We start from the raw sequence: 17,903 nt of genomic DNA on the forward strand, positions 1-17,903 counted from the left end.
TTAAGTCTCCTTACTCCGCTTTTACAAGAAATAGAGGTTGTCCGTATTCGACCAGCTGGCCGTTTTCTACTAATACTTCAACGATTTCGCCTTTCACTTCTGCTTCGATTTCGTTGAAAAGCTTCATCGCTTCTACAATGCAGACAACTGTGTTTTCATTTACTTTTGAACCGGCTGTTACATACGGGCCAGCTTCCGGTGATGAAGAAGCATAAAATGTTCCTACCATTGGTGAAGTGATTTTATGCAGATTCTCATCTTGCTTTGGTGCTTCTTGGGCAGGTGCTGCTTGCTGCGCTTGCGGCTGGACTGCCTGCGGAGCCTGTGCTTGTACAGGTGCTGCCGGTGCCTGCTGCATGACTTGAACCGTGCCTGCTTCGTGTTTTTTCAGTTTTAAGGATACACCTTCATTTTCATATACGAATTCGTCAATTGTAGACTCGTCAATTGCTTTAATCAGCTCGTGGATTTCTTTGATATTTAACATTCAATCGCACTCCTATGTATGAAATTTCTTTTTTTATAGGTTACTACTAAAAGTACATACTATGTTCATCTTACAGGAGCGGACTTTTGAATTCAACTCTAATATGACAGCAACGCAAAAAGCCCGCTTGTTTAGCGGGCTTTTTTCCCTCATTCTTATTTAGAGGGTTCAAATGTGACAGCGACATCTTTCATTGTTTTGATTTCTTTTGCCACAAGGTCTATAATGGCTGTCGCCTTCGATTTAGAGTGTTTGTCTGATTTGACTGTAATATTGATTTTATCTCCTTCAGCATTAACAAGCGCATCCTCGTAACCTTGTGTTTTAATCAGCGTTTCCAGCTGTTTTTCTGTTCCTTCCACTTCACTGAGAGCCGTCATTTTATCGTATGCTTCGCTTTTCTCCTTGGCTGTTGCATCATCGCTTGATACAATGGCATTCAGCTCTTCTCTTTCTTTGCTTCTGGCATCTTCTAAATCAAGACGGTACGTTGTAAACAAATCATCATCGGCTGTTTCCGTAACAACAGTTCCTTTTTCACTGGCTTCAGCGGATGTTTCCTTGTCTGCTGATGAATCTTTCGTTCCCTTTGTTCCATCTTCTTTTCCTTTTTCAGTTTCTGTACCGCTTTTTTCCTTCGTGTCTTGCTTGGCAGGCGCTTTTTCAGTTGCGACCTCTCCGCTGTCAGACGCGCTTTTTTCACTTTGCATCTGCACGGCGTTTTTGCTTTCCGGCGACATGATATAGTAGACGCTTAACACCACGACAAGACTGAGCATTGTTAATAGCCAAACGGTTTGTTTTTTAAGCATTTATGAATCCTCCTTTATTTTTTTAGGGGCAACCGCAACCCGGTGGCTTGGAACATCCAGGACCCGTGTCACCGCTTCGATAATGGTTTGTTTTATTTGAACGTTGTCCACTCCTTGAGCAACAACGAGTACACCGCGTATATCAGGTTTTTTCGTTTGGACGACGACAGGTGTTTCTTTATCGCCGTTTTTGATCATGACGATTTCTTCCTCCGATGTTTGGTCTGTAACGCTTCTTGTTCCGCCTTCTTTGTCAGTTTCTTCAGTGGTTGTATTTTTGTTTGATTTGTTTTTTTCGTATACTTTCAGCGACGTTGCATCTACATTCACGACAACCGAGACATCGTCCACACCAATGATTGTTTCAAGGATTTCTTTCAGCTGATTTTCGTATTCTTTTTCATAGTCATCGATCGAGTCTTTAGGTTTATCAGATTTTGAGGCTTTAAACACTTCGGCTGTTTTCTCTTTGCTGTCTGCGGAATGTTGCGATGATACGGCCGTTATCGTTTTGGCGTTTTCAGTTTTCTCAGGTGAAGAAAACAGCTGGCTGACAAGCATAAAGGAAACTCCGAGAACAAAAACGAATAGAAAGTAATGATATTTGGTCAGCTTCGGCTTTTCGCCGTCCTTCGTTTGTCCCGGAAGAAACTGCTTTTTCAATACATTCCATAATCCGTTTTTATTCATTGCCGACACTCTCCCCGCCTTCCATATGAACCGTAATTTTCTCACTTCCGATTTCCCAAATGTCCGCGAGCCGCGTTTGTATCTGTTTGGCTTCTTTTTGTTCGGCTGCTTCTTTTGTTACGTATGCATGATCTGTATCAATGTGGACCGGCGCGACCGTTTGGACCGTTTTTTCAGAAGACGGGGCCATATACACGCTGATTGTTTTAATATCCTCTTCTGAATCTACCTTTTCTCCTGCCGTGAGTTTGATGCGGCCTACTTTATATTCATCATGACTGAATCTCTCCTCCGCTTTCTTTTTTAGTTGGACAGCCATTTCTTCTAGAATATATGCGCGCTGGGAAGCTTGTATTTCTATTTTTTTTGAATTGATTTGATTTTTTATGTCGGCAGACTCTGACTGCCCGTTTTTTGTGAGATATTCAAAGATGATTTCGGGGTCTGTCTTGAAAAGTTTAAAAATCGGCGTAAGCATGACGACAATCAAGAGCAGGCTGACTACCATTTTTGCGTACTTTTGCATGCTGGAGCTCGGCAGCAGCATATCAATCACAATTGCAAATAGGATAAACAACACGATAGTGGTAAGCCATTCCGTTAAAAAACTCATTCGCCTGCCTCCTTCATTTCATCATCATCGTGAGGTTTCCGGCTGTGATTATGACAGTAAGGCTTAAAAAAAACATGAGAGACACAATAGCGAGAGCTGCAAAAATATAAATGACGCTTTTGCTGATGACGTCGAGGCAGGTGATGACGGGTCCGCCTCCAAGCGGCTGAAGAATCGCGGCTGCCAGCTTATAAATAAAAGCGAGGGAAAGCACTTTGATTGCCGGAAATGCCGCGATACAGATCAAAATAGCGACACCGAGAATCCCTACCGTATTTTTCAGCAGTAAAGAGGCGCTGATTACTGTATCTGTTGCGTCTGTAAACATTCGGCCAAGCACAGGAATAAAATTTCCGGTTATAAATTTAGCCGTCCTGAGCGTAATGCCGTCTGTCACTGCAGCTGAGGCTCCCTGAACAGAGATGACGCCGAGAAAGATGGTAAGAAAAACAGCCAGCGCTCCGATGGCGATATTTCTGAGCAGGTTAGCCAGCTGCGTTACTTTGTATTGTTCGGTCATGGTGCTGACAATGCTCAGAATCGCTGATAAGAAAATCAGCGGCATGACGATATTCTGAATCAAGAGACCGCTCGTGTTCATCAGGAAGAGGATAACAGGATGAAAGAAGGCAGCAGATACAGCTCCGCCTGAGGAAGCCAAAAGCGCCAAGAGGAGCGGAATGAGCGCCAGGATAAAGCTGGTCATCGTCTGAATCGCCTCAGTTGCATAGTTAATTGCCACATGAAAGCTATTAAGCGCAAGGATAATCAGCACCATGTACACAATTGAGTAAGCGACCTTACTGACGGTGCTTTGCTGAAAAGCATTTTGCAGAAGCTGCAGAATGACGCAAAAAATCGTGAGCAAAATCAATGTGCCCAGCAGCTTTCCGTTGGCAAGCACTTCATGAAACAAATAAGAAAAGAGAGCTTTCAGCCATTCTTGCGGTGAGAATGATTTATCGCCATTGATAAACTCCATTAAGCTGCCTTTTTGGCTTTCCGGCAGCAGTCCACCGTATTCTGTCATAATGTCATTCCAAAATTCCCCGATCTTATCTGTTTCAAGCGAGGCTGCTGTCCTTTCCGCTAATTGCTCAGCTGTTTCAGCATGGTCTTCCGTTTTTTCTGCATTACCAGCTGCTTGTACAATTTCTGCACGGCCTGCTATAATCAGCACGGCCAAAAGCAAAACCCATTGAAAGCGCTTCAATCTACCGCCTCCTTTCGGTTATGACATAGAAGGTATAAGTCCGAGAATCGTCTCGATAATGACGGTTAAAATAGGCACAGCCATAACGAGAATTAAAATTTTTCCCGCCAATTCTATTTTCGAGGCGATGGCCCCTTGGCCGGCATCTTTTGTGAGCTGCGCCCCGAATTCAGCAATATAGGCGATTCCGATAATCTTTAAAATGGTTTCAACATAGACCATGTTGACATTTGCATTAATCGCAATTTTTTCTATCATTCGAATAATGTCGTAGATTTGGTCTACCAAATAAAGAAAAATGGCACATCCGGCAAAAACGACGATTAAAAACGCAAAAGTCGGCTTTTGTTCTTTTACGATTAAAGAAAGGAAGGTGGCGATCAGCCCTAAACCTACAATTTGAACAATGTCAATCTGCAAGCCCCCCTATCCTTGGAATAAAAACACAGCTTTTATCTTTTTAAATAGGTCATCTACAATCGTGGCGACCATAAATAAAATATAGATAAAACCTAACAGCGTCACCCACTGAGCGTATTCTTTCTTGCCCATCTGATCCAATATCGTGTGTAAAAAAGCGACCACGATCCCCACTCCGGCGATTTGAAATATGACATTCACGTCTACTCCCATTTTATTTTTGCTCCCCTCACGTTTACATCAATAGAAGAATGAGTAACAAGCCCGCTAAAAAGCCCAAACTTTTTATCATCTTTTCATTTTTCGCTTGCGCCTGCTCAGCATCCGCTTCCGAGGCTTCCAAATGTGTCAGCGCCAGCTTGATGTGCTTTTGCTGAGAGATTCGATCATGAATCCCAAGCGTCTCGCCAAACTGCTTCAGCACTTCGTATTCGCTTTTTTTCAAAGACAGGGTGTCCCATACCTTCTTTAAGCTTTGCTCCCACGCCGTTTTCGCGGAATCACTTCCCTTGTCCAGCTGATCACTGAATGCGGAAAAAAGAGCTGAAACAGGCTGTGCGAGCTGTTTGGCAATCTGCTGTGAAGCAGTATGAAGCGGTGTATGGCCGTACATGATTTCAGCCTCGAGGGATTGAAGCGCCGCACGCAGCTGGCGGATTTGCCGCGGCCGTTCTGTATAAATCTTCGCCATCTCAAAACCTGTCCATGTTGTCGCTACCACAATGAATACAGCGCCCAGCAGCTTCAGCATGTTTTCACGCCCGTCGTTCTAGACAGCACATTTCCGTCTTTGTCATAAATTTGGCTCACTGTGCCCGGCCCCTTCGCTCTCGATAATTCCAAATAGCGGTCAAAGGCTCTTTCTTCCCACAAACGCTTCAATGAAGGCCGCTTCATCAGGTCGGATATGCTCCAGCCATGCGCCGACACGATTACTGAAACACCGGCATGCAGCGCCTCCAGAAGTGCATCTGTATCTTCCATACGCCCGATTTCATCGACAATCATCACCTCAGGGCTCATGGATCGAATCATCATCATCAGCCCTTCAGCTTTTGGACAGGCGTCTAACACGTCAATTCTCTGACCAAATTGATGCTGCGGAATGCCGCGAAGACACCCGGCAATTTCTGACCGTTCATCGACGATTCCTGTCTTAACGGGCAGCATGGGTTTTTTGCCGGTGCTTGAGAGCCTCGCAAGGTCCCGGAGAAGTGTTGTTTTGCCGGTTTGGGGCGGTCCGATAATCAGCGTATTCAGCCAGCTGTTTTGATATAAGTATGGAAGCAGCGGCTCCGCAATCCCCAGCTTTTGCCGGGCAATTCGTATATTAAAAGATGCGATGTCACGGAGGCCTTTCACACCTCCGTTTTCCGTAATGACTCTGCCCGCCAGTCCGACTCTGTGGCCGCCTCTGATCGTGACATACCCTTTCTTCAGCTCTTCTTCTAGTGTATACATACTATAGTTGCTGAGCCGGCTCAGGATCAGATGGGCATCCTCGGCCGTGCCCGCATAGGACAAATAAACAGGTTGTCCTCTTCGAATCAATTCAACAGGGCGGTTGATCCGAATTCTGACTTCTTCGATTTCCAGCCATTGTTGTTCCGGTATTTCAGAAAGGGCGTTTTTCATGGATTCAGGGAGAACCTCAGCAATTTCATTCAACAGAGCCTCCTCCTTTCTACCGATTGGCTTCTTTAAAATGTATGATGTGAGGCAGACTTTATGACAAGCCTCTCTTTATTTATGAACACCCGCCAAAATCAAAACAACACCCGTAAAAATCAGAATCAGCTTTGCATACGAAAGCTGCCCGGCAATTTGGTAGATTCCGACAGTCATTGTAATGATAAAAATCAACGGACCGACAATAGCGAGAATGCTGTTAACCACAACCGCCTTCCGGACATCGTTGGTCACAAGCATGACAATTGCTGCCGTCAGCTCAATCATAGAGGATAAAACTCGTAATCCCGCCATTGTTAAAACAGTAGAATTGATATTTCCAAGTAAAAATTTCATAGCACTCTCCCAACCTCCCATTTTTTTATATGATATGCTCTAGCTTGCTGAAGTAGTCTTGTCATTTTCGTATAAAAGAAAGATTCTGTTTTTGGGCACAAAAAAAGCCTGCTCCCATTTGGGAACAGACTTCTTTTTTTCTTTCTATGCTCTTGAAACGTAAGAACCGTCTGATGTATTGACAACAAGTGTGTCGCCTTCATTCACAAAGAACGGCACGTTTACAACAAGCCCGGTTTCAGTTTTCGCAGGTTTTGTACCGCCTGACGCTGTATCACCTTTAATACCAGGTTCAGTTTCAACAACTTTCAGCTCAACTGTGTTTGGAAGTTCGATACCAAGTGTTTCATCCTGGTACATCATGATATGCACAGACATGTTTTCTAGCAGGTATTTTAATTCTTCTTCGATTTGAGTTGCGCTCAGTTCAAGCTGCTCATAAGAAGAAGTATCCATAAATACGTGCTGATCTCCGTTTGCATATAGATATTGCATTGTTTTGGTTTCGATTTGCGCTTTCGCTACTTTTTCACCAGCGCGGAATGTTTTTTCCTGAATCGCGCCAGTGCGAAGGTTGCGGAGTTTAGAGCGGACAAATGCCGCACCTTTTCCAGGTTTTACGTGCTGGAAGTCAACGACGCGCCAAATGCCGCCATCTACTTCAATTGTTAATCCTGTACGGAAATCGTTAACTGAAATCATGTTTAATGTCCTCCTATATTCCAATCACAAAATAATAAGTTCTTTTGGGGAATGGGTGATTATCCGGTTGCCGTTTTCTGTAATCACGATGTCATCTTCAATGCGGACACCGCCTGTTTCTGGTATGTAAATGCCCGGCTCCACTGTGACCACCATACCCGGTTCAAGGATAGCTGAAGATCTGACGGATAATCCCGGCGATTCATGAACTTCCATGCCGAGCCCGTGCCCGGTTGAATGGCCGAAATAGTCACCGTAGCCTTTTGCAGCAATATGATCCCTTGTGAGGGCGTCAGCCTCTTTTCCTGTCATTCCCGGCTTAATATGTGCGACGCCAAGCGCCTGAGCATCAAATACAACCTGATAGATCTCCTTCAATTGATCACTGGGCTGACCTACAGCGACCGTCCGGGTAATATCAGAACAATATCCTTTATAATAAGCGCCAAAATCAAGCGTAACAAGGTCTCCGCTTTCAATCAGTTTGTCACTGGCCACACCGTGCGGAAGGCTTGAACGAAGGCCTGAGGCGACAATCATATCAAAAGAAGAGCTGTCTGCTCCCTGGCTTCTCATATAAAACTCCAGCTCATTGGCAACAGCGATTTCAGAAATGCCGGGTTTCATAAACGTCAAGATATGTCTGAAGGCATCATCTGCAATCTTCGCAGCTTCCTCTAATATCTTAATCTCTTCACTAGACTTAATCAAGCGCAACTTTTCCACGGATTCAGCCACAGGCACTAATTCGGCATCACTGATAACGGCGCTGTATGAAGCGTAAGTGCCATATGTCATGCTGTTCTGTTCAAAGCCGAGACGCTTGATGCCAAACGATTCAACAGTGTTGGCAGTGGTCTGAATCAGGCTGCCGCCATGTTCAATGATCTCAAAGCCCTTTACCTGAACCTTCGCCTGCTCAGTATAACGAAAATCCGTAATAAACGCTGCTTTGTCACCCGATATAACAGCCAAACCCGCTGAACCTGTAAACCCTGTCATATAGCGTACATTCGTGCTGCTTGTAATCAGCATGCCGTCAATTCCCAGCTGTCCAAACAGGTTTCTTAATTTCTCTAGCTTCATCTTGATTCTCCCCCTTGCTGGCTTAATAAGTAGCGAACAGCAAGCTTGTAGCCTTCAGCTCCAAGACCGACAATCTGCCCTTTCGCAACAGGAGCGATAACCGACTGATGCCTGAATTCTTCCCTGGCGTATAAGTTTGATAAATGCACCTCTACCACAGGAAGACTGATGCTTGAAACAGCATCCCTGATCGCATAGCTGTAATGACTCAGGGCGCCAGGGTTCAGAACAATCCCGCTGTATTGCTCCTCAGCCTCATGTATCGCATCTATCAAATCACCTTCGTGATTAGACTGGAAGAAAGTGAGCTGGATATGTAAGGCTTCAGCAAACTGAAAAAGATCTGTTTCAATATCGGTCAGTGTCTGGCGGCCGAATACTTCAGGCTCACGCTTCCCAAGCCGGTTAACATTCGGTCCGTTCAAAATCAAAAAATGAGGCACATAATCTCTCCTTTTCGCGAGGGTTTCTCATGTAAAAAATGTTCACTTCTCGTGAACATTTTATCATACTGGAAAAGGATTATACACTATTCTCTATGCATTCCCAGCGCACGTGCAAGCTTTTCCGAATTCAGCTCATTGTATTCAAATGAAATGGAATACCCGACAAACAGCCCGTAAAGCAAATAAATGCAAATGGTCGTAATAATTGTATCTGATGTCAGTTCGGTCACCGTGCGCACTTCTGGAAAAATCGGATTAAAAACAAAAAACACGAGCAGCCAAAGCACCAAGCCGTATAAAATACCCGGCCACATTGTTTTTAAACGTTTCAATAGAAGAAAATAAAGAAACGCTGCGCCAATTGAAATTACTCCAATCAAAATGATGCTGATTACCGTTCCCAGCCCATGTTTTTTCCACTCTCCGAGCACAAACGGCTGCAATATCATATTCGGGCTGATTTCGGAAAAATGAAACAAATATGCGATATAAGCAACGAAACTCCAAAGTACACCTCCGCAAAAACCTGTTGCCGCCACTCTGCCGGCCATTGAAACAGGCGGCTTTTGCTTCTCATTCAATTCTTCATTTTGTTCTGTATCTTTTTCGCTTGTCATCATGGCACCTCCAGTTAAAGTGTGCCCCAAAAATGAAATGTCAATAAAAAAGCTCACACTTTTTGGCAGCTGCGAGTAAAATTTGAAAATAACGGGTATAATGCATGTAGAAAAAGCAAGGCTATGGCAATTTTTTCAGCCTGTCAATCTAGAGGTTTAGCGCTGTTTCCTGTACAATAGAGTGAAAGGAAATGGTTAGCAATCCTAAAGAAATAGGCAGGTTGATAATATGTCAAAACATAAAGTTCCGCCCGCTTACGGCGGGCAGGCTGTTGTGGAAGGCGTTATGTTTGGCGGAAAGCATCATTACGTTACAGCCATCAGAAGAACGGATGGAAGCATTGACTTTTTTAAGCTTCCACGCAAACACAACCCGAAACTGAACATCGTGAAAAAGATACCGTTTTTACGGGGGATCGCGGCCATTATCGAAGCGAGTGCAAACGGCACAAAGCATCTGAATTTTTCAAGCGAACGTTACGGGCTCGATCCATCTGAAGACGAGACACTTGAGCAGGAAGAAAAAAAATCCTCCGGGCTGTCTATGTATCTCAGCCTCGCAGTTATAGGCGTCCTATCATTTTTGTTCAGTAAATTCGTATTTACATTGGTTCCAGTTTTCTTAGCTGAACTGACAAGGCCGATTTTTTCCTCGGACACAGCGCAAATCGCGGTTGAAAGCCTGTTTAAGTTGATTTTGCTGCTCGGTTACATCTATTTTTTGTCCATGACACCGCTCATTAAAAGAGTGTTTCAATATCATGGAGCCGAACATAAAGTCATAAACTGTTATGAACAGAATTTGCCAATTACCGTAGAGAATGTCCAAAACCAATCTCGGCTTCATTACCGCTGCGGATCAAGCTTTATTTTATTTACGATTATTGTCGGCATGTTTGTTTATTTACTCGTTCCGACAGATCCGCTTTGGCTGCGTGTTATAGATCGTGTCGCACTGATACCGGTCGTGCTTGGTATATCCTTTGAAGTTCTGCAGCTGACAAACAAAGTGCGTGACATTCCCGGTCTGAAATTACTTGGGTACCCGGGACTTTGGCTTCAGCTGTTAACCACAAAGGAACCTAAGGATGACCAGGTTGAAGTTGCCATCGAAAGCTTTAACGAACTTCTCAGACTCGAAGAATTGTCTGAGCAAAATCAGAAGCCTTCTCACAACGTCATCTAAAATCCGTTGCCCTGCTATTACTTTCGGAGGTGGACAGTTATGAATCATCGTGTACAACCTATTATTGCTGTATTAATTGCGCTGGGAGCGTTCGGTTTCCTCTATGTGCTGGTAACCAATCCCGGAGAAATGGCAAAAATGGCGGTAACCGTCATCGTGGCAGGTATCATTATTTATTTTATTGTGAAATATGTAATGAATCGAAATGCGGGCAGCGAAGGAGCAGCCTTCAAAAAAGCGGCGAAACAATCGCGGCGCCGGATGAAAGAACAAAAAGCAAAACACCGCGCCGGACATAAGGGACGTGTCAGCCACCTGCGAAGCGTTCCGAGCGCCAGCAAGCCTAAGCCGATGATTCTCAAGAAAAAAAGCCAGACTCAGCTGACTGTTATAGAAGGGAAAAAAAATAAAAAGAAAAACAGGGCGCTTTTTTAATAGGTCCACTGCTTTAAAAACAGCTCTGTCCGTCTTTTACCTAGCTCAATCAGGGCTAGTTTTTTTTGTTGTGTTAAATGAAAATCAGTTGCCATTACGCCATCAACCGGGAGAAAAATGATATTTTGTTCATAGCGTGATGCAATGTGCCTTGCGTCATGGGCATCCTTCATCGTTTCAAACAGGGCGCCGAACAGTTCAAAAGCGTTGCGGATATTTTTTTTCGGACGCTCTCTTTCACGCGGCGCAAGCGTCACACCGATCACAGGGCGCTTTCTTTCCTTTGAAAACAGCCAGATGGGGAAATTGCTTAACACACCTCCGTCGACAACCGTGGCGGTGCCTGTGTCCGTTTTTAATTTTATCGGTTCAAAAAAATACGGAATGCTGCAGCTCATTCTGACCGCTCTGGCAACCGGGAACATATCGGGATTTAACCCGTAACGGGCCAAATCGTCCGGCAAAACAATCATGGTGCCGTTTGTCAGATCAGAAGCAATAAGGCGCAGAGACCCTTTCTGCAAATCGCCGAAAACCCTTATGCCTTTCGCTCTTAACAGATCAGCAATCCATTTTTCTATCGTATCGCCTTTGTATAAGCCAAGACGCCAGTAGATGGACACCCACTGGAGCATTTTTAAGGGGAGAAAAGAGTACCTCTGATCCAGCAATTTCTCTCCGTCCACTTCTTCAATTAAAGCGTGGATTTCCTTACTGGTGTAACCTGACGCAATGAAAGCGGCAATAATGGCGCCCGCGCTTGTACCCGCAACCCTTTTAAAGCGGAAGCCTTTTTCCTCAAGCGCTTCATAAGCGCCTGCAAGCGCAATGCCTTTTACTCCTCCGCCGGAAAACACACCGTCAATATACATCTCATTCCCTCCCCCTCCATCCGATCGTTTATTACCATTTTAAGAAAACATGCGAAGAAATAGACCAACGAATGACGGGCGGCGCAGCGCATCAAAAAAGACGGCCTCCTTTGAGACCGCCTTTTTACTGATTATGATGTTCTGTTTTCTTTTGGATTGATTTCAGATCTTTTTTACGGGCATCATCTTCTTCAAAATATTGAACAAGATCCCCGATGCGATCAATGCTGTTCCAGCTTAAATGATGTTCGATTCCTTCGACATCGTTATATATTTTCTCTTCATCAACACCAATGATTCTTAAAAACTGCTCAAGCAATTCATGTCTGTATACCAGCCGTTTGCCTATTTTTTTCCCTTTAGACGTTAACACGAGACCGCGATATTTTTCATAAATTAAATATTCGTCTTTATCTAGTTTTTGAACCATTTTTGTTACAGAGGAGGGATGGACTGCCAATGCTTCCGCGATATCGGAAACTCGTGCATATCCTTTTTCTTCAATCAGCATATAAATCTGTTCAATATAATCTTCCATACTTGGTGTTGTCATCGAAACCCTCCCAAAAAGCACCTTAACTTTATAAACCATTACAAGTTTACACTAATGAACTTGAAAAAACAAGGATGCTCCGCGGGTCAAAAGCCCTGTTTACCGCTTATAATTCCATTCATCTGAAGCGTACTTTGTTTCAGCCAAGTGATGAACAAAATCAAGCTCTTCCTGAGAAAGTTCATATGGCTCCAAATGAATGTTAAGACCTGTTTCAAATCCTTCTTTAAAGGCTTTACGAGCCTCATCCATCGTCACCCGCTTTTCAGTGAGTTCATTAATGGCAACCGCTTTATTTTTGAAATTGCGCTGCATCCGTTCTCTTACTCTTTCACTCGGATATAAGAACAGATCGAACAGCTTATCCTCATCCAAATCAAGCAGAATGGAGCCATGCTGAAGAATCACGCCTTTTTGTCTCGTTTGCGCGCTTCCCGCCACCTTGCGCCCCTCAACCACTAGCTCATACCATGAAGGCGCGTCAAAACAAACAGATGACCGCGGATTTTTTAAGCTTTCTTTTTCTTTTTCAGTTCTCGGGATGGCAAAGTAAGCGTCCAGACCGAGATTTCTAAAGCCTTGAAGTATGCCTTCTGAAATAACCCGGTAAGCCTCAGTAACAGTTGCCGGCATCTCGGGGTGCTCTTCCGAAACAATTACGCTGTATGTCAGTTCCTGATCGTGCAGCACACCTCTCCCGCCGGTCGGGCGTCTGACGAATCCGAGATTATATTTATGTACTGCTTCAAAATTGATTTCCTTTTTAATATTTTGAAAATACCCTACAGAAAGTGTCGCCGGATTCCAGCCGTAAAAACGGATAACCGGGGGGATTTTCTTTTCGCTGTGCCAATATAAAAGCGCTTCATCAAGCGCCATATTGAATGCAGGACTTGCATTGCCTGAGTCTATAAACCGCCAAGTTTCTTTTTGCATTTTAAGACCTTCCTTACCGTTTTAATAGAATCAGTTTATCAAACTGTCGGGAAAATGAAAAATATTTTAGTTCCATTATAGATGACAATCACGCTGTGCTTTACTATAATAGTATTTGTCGAAAACGGCTCTATGACCTTGTTTTATGAAGCAGGGTTTTGATTTTATATGCTAAAGGAGTAGAATCACATTGTCTAATATGATCGTTTTGATTATTTTTGCTGCATTTATCATCTATATGATTGCTTCATATGTCTATCAGCAGCGAATTATGAAAACACTTACCGAAGAAGAATTCCGCGCGGGTTACCGCAAAGCGCAGCTTATTGATGTTCGTGAGCCAAATGAGTTTGAGGGCGGACATATTTTAGGCGCCCGCAACATCCCGCTTTCCCAGCTGAAACAGAGAAAAAATGAGATCCGTACGGACAAGCCTGTTTACCTGTACTGCCAAAACAGTGTCCGCAGCGGACGCGCGGCACAAACCCTGCGCAAAAACGGCTGCACTGAGATTTACAACCTAAAAGGCGGCTTTAAAAAATGGGGCGGAAAGATTAAAGCGAAGAAATAAAGCAAACAGCTGTCTGGTAGACAGCTGTTTTTATTTATCTTTCTTCTGCCTCGTATCTGAGCACCGGGTGTCTCGCCGCTTTTGTTTCATCCATTCTTTTTACAATCGTTGTATGCGGGGCCTCCTGAACAAGCTCCGGATTCTCCTCCGCTTCTTTTGCGATTTGAATCATAGCATCAATAAACGCGTCCAGTGTTTCCTTTGATTCGGTCTCTGTCGGCTCGATCATGATGCATTCTTCAACATTAAGCGGGAAATAAATCGTCGGCGGATGATAGCCGAAATCAAGCAGCCGTTTTGCAATATCAAGCGTACGCACTCCCAGCTTTTTCTGCCGCTTCCCTGATAATACAAATTCATGCTTGCAATGACGGTCAAACGGAAGATCGTAATAAGGCGCGAGCTTCCTCATCATATAGTTGGCGTTTAACACTGCGTTCTCAGTAACAGCCTTTAATCCGTCAGGCCCCATGGAGCGAATATACGTATACGCTCTCACATTAATGCCAAAGTTGCCGTAATACGGCTTCACTCGGCCAATCGCATGAGGGCGGTCATAATCAAACGTAAAGCGCCCTTCTTTTTTGACTAAAACTGGCTTTGGCAAATAAGGAATCAGATCTTTTTTTACGCCGACAGGGCCTGAGCCGGGGCCTCCGCCGCCATGAGGGCCTGTGAATGTTTTATGCAGGTTGAGGTGCACCACGTCAAATCCCATATCTCCAGGTCTCGCCTTGCTTAAAACGGCATTTAAATTAGCGCCGTCATAATACAGTTTCCCCCCCGCTTGGTGTACAATTTCCGCCATCTCTGTAATCTGCTCCTCAAACAAGCCGAGCGTGTTCGGATTCGTCAGCATAAGAGCTGCAGTTTCTTCATTCACTGCTCTTTTTAAATCCTCTAAATCAACAAGCCCTTTTTCATTCGATTTCACCGTAACGGTTTCAAAGCCTGCTACTGTTGCTGATGCAGGATTCGTCCCATGCGCGGAATCAGGGACAATGACCTTCGTCCGCTTGAAATCCCCGCGAGCTTCATGATAGGCACGGATCATCATCAGCCCCGTCCATTCGCCGTGCGCTCCGGCAGCAGGCTGAAGCGTAACCTCATCCATTCCCGTTATTTCTTCAAGGTGCTTGCTTAAATCATATAAAAGCTCTAATGCGCCTTGCACCGTGTCTTCATCCTGAAGGGGATGAATCGCAGCAAAACCAGGTATACGTGCGATTTTTTCATTGATTTTCGGATTATATTTCATCGTGCAAGAACCGAGAGGATAAAAACCGGAATCCACCCCGTGATTGCGTTTGGACAGCGCTGTATAATGGCGCATGATGTCCAGCTCTGAAACCTCCGGCAGCGCTGCGTCTTCGTCACGAATATAGGTGTCTGACAAGAGGTCCTCCAATTCGATTTCCGGTACATCGAGCTCCGGCAGACTGTAGCCGATTCGGCCTTCTCTTGAAAGTTCAAAAATAAGTGCCTGGTCCTGATTACTCATGGCGATCCCCCAATTCCTGAATGAGTGCGTCAATTTCTTCTTTTGTTCTCAGCTCCGTTACAGCAATCAGCATATGGCAGTCCAGCTCCGGATACGTCAACCCAAGATCATATCCGCCAATCATGCCTTTTGCCAGCAAACGCCTGTTCACAGCTCTCACCGGCTCATCCAGTTTGATGACAAATTCATTAAACATCGGCCCATCAAACATAACGGTAAGGCCTGCTTTTTTTGCTTCTTGCTTTGCATAGTTGGCTTTTAAGAGATTTTGGCGGGCTATATCTTTTACGCCGTTTTTTCCGAGAGCAGTCATGGCCACTGATGCTGCCAGCGCATTTAAAGCTTGGTTGGAGCATATATTTGATGTTGCTTTATCCCGGCGGATATGCTGCTCCCTGGCTTGCAGGGTAAGCACAAAGCCTCTTTTTCCGTTTTCGTCTTCCGTTTGTCCGACAAGACGGCCCGGCACCTTTCTCATTAATTTTTTAGTAACGGCAAAAAAGCCGCAATGCGGGCCGCCGTATGCTGAAGGAATGCCGAAAGGCTGCGCATCACCGACGACGATATCAGACTGAAACTTGCCCGGCGGAGTGAGAAGACCTAGCGCCAGCGGGTTGGCTGAAACAATAAACATGGATTTCCCTTGATGAGCGATAGGCTCAATATCCTTTAGCGGCTCGATCCGGCCGAAAAAATTCGGGTACTGAACGATCACTGCGGCTGTGTTCTCGCAAACGGTTTGGCGCAATGCATCAAGATCCGTAACGCCATCCGCAGCGGGTACTTCAACAACATCAATATACTGACCTTTTGCGTACGTTTTCAGCACCTCTCGCGATTCAGGATGCACGGTTTTTGACACAACAATTTTTTTCTTTTTCGTGTGGCCTGAAGCAAGCATTGCTGCTTCTGCCAAGGCTGTTCCGCCGTCATACATCGAGGAGTTGGCGATATCCATGCCTGTCAGTTCACAGATCATCGTTTGGAATTCAAAAATAGCCTGGAGCTCTCCTTGTGAAATCTCTGGCTGATAAGGCGTATATGCGGTATAAAACTCAGAGCGCGAAATAACATGATCCACAATGACAGGCTGATAGTGGTCATATACACCCGCTCCTAAGAAAGAAGCGTATTGTACGGTATCACGATTTTTAGAGGCCAGCTTTGTCAGTTCTCTAATTAATTCTGTTTCTGATTTCGCTTTTTTGATTTGATACTCTTTTTTATATTTGACGTTTTCCGGTATATCAGCAAATAAATCATCGATGCTGCTTACGCCGATAGTAGCAAGCATCTCCTGTTTATCCTTTTCTGTTGCGGGCAAATAACGGTGCTTCATGTGTTGTCTCCTCTCTCCAAGAAAAAATATTAGCGTTTATAAAATGGTGTTTTGACAACCTTTGCTTTCACTAATTTTTTGCGAATCTCTACATCTACAACAGTCCCGATCTCACTCGTTTCCGAATCAATTAAGGCAAGGCCGACGTTTTTCCCTAATGTCGGTGACTGCGTGCCGGTTGTCACCTTTCCGACAAACCTGCCATTTTGAAAAACCTCATATCCGTGCCGCGGTATCCCTTTTTCAATCATTTCGAGACCGACAAGTTTGCGCTTCGCTCCGTTTTCTTTTTGTTCACTCAATACTGACTTGCCAAAAAAGTCAGACTCCTTTTTGTGCTTTACAGCAAAGCCTATACCTGCTTCAATCGGTGTAATATCCCGGGTCAGCTCCTGACCGTAGAGCGGGAGCTTCGCTTCAAACCGGAGTGTATCACGTGCACCGAGACCGCATGGAATCAATCCGTATGCATCCCCTGCATCGATGATTTTTTTCCAAATATGCATAGCATCATCACTGCGGCAGTAAATTTCATACCCGTCTTCTCCCGTATAGCCAGTGCGTGAAATAAGTGCTTTGCGGCCGCTGATATCGGCTTCATCAATAAACGCAAACGGCTTTAATGCAGACACATCCGCATCTGTCAGATTTTTTAAGATCGCTTCTGCTTTCGGTCCCTGTACAGCCAAGAGCGCGATTTGATCTGACTGATTGTCAATCTGCACATCACCTGCTGCATGTTCTTTCATCCAAGCCAAGTCTTTATCTATATTAGAAGCATTAATGACAAGCAGATAGCAGTTCTCTCCTTTTTGATAGATAAGCAAATCATCGACGGTTCCGCCATCCGGGTAACACATCGCTGTATATTGAGCACGGCCTGGCGTTAACGCGGAAACATCATTTGTCATCAATCTTTGCAAAAAAGACAGACTGTCGTTCCCTGACACTTCGACTTCTCCCATATGAGATACATCAAACAAACCGGCTGCAGTTCGGACAGCCTCGTGTTCTTTTTTTATAGAAGAAAATTGAACAGGAAGCTCCCAGCCTCCGAAATCAATCGTTTTTCCTCCATATTCATTATACAGGTCAAATAACGGCGTTCTTTTCAGCATCTAATTCCTCCCCTTTATCAACGGCGCAGCTAAAAAATATACAAAAAAGGACAGAGAAACACCTCATGTAAAATGAAGGTTCTCTGTCCTGGCACCTGAAAGTTTACTTTGCATACGCAAAGACGTCCCCTTTGGTGGTTTGCGCATCCGCACAAACACTCTCCAGAGTTGCGTCGAGCAAGAGTTCTTTTGCCTGAGAGATTCACTCCGCAGTTTGCTCCTTCGGCGCCTGTATCCCGAGGTTTTCGGTCAGGTCTCTCCCCTTGCTGTCATTCGCTCAT

General features: G+C 44.6%; 23 protein-coding genes and 1 riboswitch. Of the genes, 3 read left to right on the forward strand and 20 right to left on the reverse strand.

What is annotated here, in order from left to right:
• Nucleotides 1-10 precede the first annotated feature (10 nt).
• The 14 genes from accB to AC07VD_RS15675 form a co-directional block, all read right to left on the reverse strand.
• Nucleotides 11-487 (reverse strand): acetyl-CoA carboxylase biotin carboxyl carrier protein, encoded by a 477-nt coding sequence (gene accB, locus AC07VD_RS15610; protein WP_024573250.1) that lies wholly within the window; start codon nucleotides 485-487, stop codon nucleotides 11-13.
• Between the two features lie 155 nt (nucleotides 488-642).
• Nucleotides 643-1,299, reverse strand: coding sequence for a stage III sporulation ratchet engulfment protein SpoIIIAH (gene spoIIIAH, locus AC07VD_RS15615; protein WP_003230250.1), 657 nt, complete (start codon nucleotides 1,297-1,299; stop codon nucleotides 643-645).
• Nucleotides 1,300-1,989, reverse strand: coding sequence for a stage III sporulation protein AG (spoIIIAG, locus tag AC07VD_RS15620; protein ID WP_014477307.1), 690 nt, complete (start codon nucleotides 1,987-1,989; stop codon nucleotides 1,300-1,302).
• Nucleotides 1,982-2,602, reverse strand: coding sequence for a stage III sporulation protein AF (gene spoIIIAF, locus AC07VD_RS15625; protein WP_024573103.1), 621 nt, complete (start codon nucleotides 2,600-2,602; stop codon nucleotides 1,982-1,984). Before spoIIIAF ends, spoIIIAG begins: the two co-directional genes overlap by 8 nt.
• Before the next feature lie 13 nt (nucleotides 2,603-2,615).
• Nucleotides 2,616-3,815, reverse strand: a complete 1,200-nt coding sequence (gene spoIIIAE / locus AC07VD_RS15630; RefSeq protein WP_017696428.1) for a stage III sporulation protein AE — start codon at nucleotides 3,813-3,815, stop codon at nucleotides 2,616-2,618.
• 18 nt (nucleotides 3,816-3,833) lie between these two features.
• Entirely contained in the window at nucleotides 3,834-4,235 is a 402-nt protein-coding gene (gene spoIIIAD / locus AC07VD_RS15635; RefSeq protein WP_003230228.1) for a stage III sporulation protein AD, read from the reverse strand.
• A 6-nt stretch (nucleotides 4,236-4,241) separates the two neighbouring features.
• Nucleotides 4,242-4,448: a stage III sporulation protein AC gene (gene spoIIIAC, locus AC07VD_RS15640; RefSeq protein ID WP_003153142.1), complete on the reverse strand. Its 207-nt coding sequence runs from the start codon at nucleotides 4,446-4,448 to the stop codon at nucleotides 4,242-4,244.
• Between the two features lie 22 nt (nucleotides 4,449-4,470).
• The gene (gene spoIIIAB / locus AC07VD_RS15645; RefSeq protein WP_014477309.1) at nucleotides 4,471-4,986 is read right to left on the reverse strand and encodes a stage III sporulation protein SpoIIIAB; all 516 of its coding nucleotides are present in this window, start codon (nucleotides 4,984-4,986) and stop codon (nucleotides 4,471-4,473) included.
• Entirely contained in the window at nucleotides 4,980-5,903 is a 924-nt protein-coding gene (spoIIIAA, locus tag AC07VD_RS15650; RefSeq protein WP_029317922.1) for a stage III sporulation protein AA, read from the reverse strand. Before spoIIIAA ends, spoIIIAB begins: the two co-directional genes overlap by 7 nt.
• A 75-nt stretch (nucleotides 5,904-5,978) precedes the next feature.
• Nucleotides 5,979-6,260 (reverse strand): YqhV family protein, encoded by a 282-nt coding sequence (locus AC07VD_RS15655; protein ID WP_004398639.1) that lies wholly within the window; start codon nucleotides 6,258-6,260, stop codon nucleotides 5,979-5,981.
• A gap of 144 nt (nucleotides 6,261-6,404) precedes the next feature.
• Nucleotides 6,405-6,962 carry an elongation factor P gene (efp, locus tag AC07VD_RS15660; RefSeq protein ID WP_003226377.1) on the reverse strand — a complete coding sequence of 186 codons (558 nt, stop codon included), beginning with the start codon at nucleotides 6,960-6,962 and terminating at the stop codon, nucleotides 6,405-6,407.
• A 24-nt stretch (nucleotides 6,963-6,986) separates the two neighbouring features.
• On the reverse strand, nucleotides 6,987-8,048 hold the full coding sequence (gene papA / locus AC07VD_RS15665; protein ID WP_494721811.1) for an aminopeptidase PapA: 1,062 nt from the start codon (nucleotides 8,046-8,048) through the stop codon (nucleotides 6,987-6,989).
• Entirely contained in the window at nucleotides 8,045-8,491 is a 447-nt protein-coding gene (aroQ, locus tag AC07VD_RS15670; RefSeq protein WP_015384075.1) for a type II 3-dehydroquinate dehydratase, read from the reverse strand. The genes papA and aroQ overlap by 4 nt, the downstream gene beginning before the upstream one ends.
• A gap of 86 nt (nucleotides 8,492-8,577) precedes the next feature.
• A complete protein-coding gene (locus AC07VD_RS15675; RefSeq protein WP_072557057.1) occupies nucleotides 8,578-9,114 on the reverse strand; it encodes a YqhR family membrane protein in 537 nt (178 codons plus the stop codon).
• A gap of 226 nt (nucleotides 9,115-9,340) precedes the next feature.
• Here AC07VD_RS15675 and AC07VD_RS15680 point away from each other — a divergent pair, with 226 nt between their 5' ends.
• Both AC07VD_RS15680 and AC07VD_RS15685 read left to right on the forward strand, forming a co-directional pair.
• Nucleotides 9,341-10,297 (forward strand): DUF1385 domain-containing protein, encoded by a 957-nt coding sequence (locus AC07VD_RS15680; protein WP_014477314.1) that lies wholly within the window; start codon nucleotides 9,341-9,343, stop codon nucleotides 10,295-10,297.
• A 39-nt stretch (nucleotides 10,298-10,336) separates the two neighbouring features.
• Nucleotides 10,337-10,732 carry an SA1362 family protein gene (locus AC07VD_RS15685; protein ID WP_003226367.1) on the forward strand — a complete coding sequence of 132 codons (396 nt, stop codon included), beginning with the start codon at nucleotides 10,337-10,339 and terminating at the stop codon, nucleotides 10,730-10,732.
• Here AC07VD_RS15685 and AC07VD_RS15690 read toward each other — a convergent pair.
• The 3 genes from AC07VD_RS15690 to lipM all read right to left on the reverse strand — a co-directional run bounded on the left by AC07VD_RS15690 (nucleotide 10,729) and on the right by lipM (nucleotide 13,093).
• Entirely contained in the window at nucleotides 10,729-11,604 is an 876-nt protein-coding gene (locus tag AC07VD_RS15690; protein ID WP_015251724.1) for a patatin-like phospholipase family protein, read from the reverse strand. The genes AC07VD_RS15685 and AC07VD_RS15690 overlap by 4 nt on opposite strands.
• 124 nt (nucleotides 11,605-11,728) lie before the next feature.
• A complete protein-coding gene (mntR, locus tag AC07VD_RS15695) occupies nucleotides 11,729-12,157 on the reverse strand; it encodes a transcriptional regulator MntR (RefSeq protein WP_003236923.1) in 429 nt (142 codons plus the stop codon).
• 99 nt (nucleotides 12,158-12,256) lie between these two features.
• Nucleotides 12,257-13,093 (reverse strand): octanoyltransferase LipM, encoded by an 837-nt coding sequence (gene lipM, locus AC07VD_RS15700; RefSeq protein ID WP_014664579.1) that lies wholly within the window; start codon nucleotides 13,091-13,093, stop codon nucleotides 12,257-12,259.
• A gap of 190 nt (nucleotides 13,094-13,283) precedes the next feature.
• Between lipM and AC07VD_RS15705 the strand changes: the two genes are divergently transcribed.
• On the forward strand, nucleotides 13,284-13,664 hold the full coding sequence (locus AC07VD_RS15705; protein WP_004398485.1) for a rhodanese-like domain-containing protein: 381 nt from the start codon (nucleotides 13,284-13,286) through the stop codon (nucleotides 13,662-13,664).
• Between the two features lie 34 nt (nucleotides 13,665-13,698).
• Here AC07VD_RS15705 and gcvPB read toward each other — a convergent pair whose 3' ends face one another.
• From gcvPB to gcvT, 3 genes are read right to left on the reverse strand one after another with little or no spacing between them, the layout of a single operon-like run.
• Nucleotides 13,699-15,165: an aminomethyl-transferring glycine dehydrogenase subunit GcvPB gene (gene gcvPB, locus AC07VD_RS15710; protein WP_476692814.1), complete on the reverse strand. Its 1,467-nt coding sequence runs from the start codon at nucleotides 15,163-15,165 to the stop codon at nucleotides 13,699-13,701.
• Nucleotides 15,158-16,504 carry an aminomethyl-transferring glycine dehydrogenase subunit GcvPA gene (gene gcvPA / locus AC07VD_RS15715; RefSeq protein ID WP_494721810.1) on the reverse strand — a complete coding sequence of 449 codons (1,347 nt, stop codon included), beginning with the start codon at nucleotides 16,502-16,504 and terminating at the stop codon, nucleotides 15,158-15,160. The genes gcvPB and gcvPA overlap by 8 nt, the downstream gene beginning before the upstream one ends.
• 29 nt (nucleotides 16,505-16,533) lie before the next feature.
• Nucleotides 16,534-17,622, reverse strand: a complete 1,089-nt coding sequence (gene gcvT, locus AC07VD_RS15720; RefSeq protein ID WP_494721809.1) for a glycine cleavage system aminomethyltransferase GcvT — start codon at nucleotides 17,620-17,622, stop codon at nucleotides 16,534-16,536.
• Nucleotides 17,623-17,793: 171 nt separating this feature from the next.
• Nucleotides 17,794-17,895: riboswitch (glycine riboswitch) on the reverse strand.
• Nucleotides 17,896-17,903: the final 8 nt, after the last annotated feature.

It is taken from the genome of Bacillus sp. GW821-FHT01G09 (genome assembly GCF_059422205.1).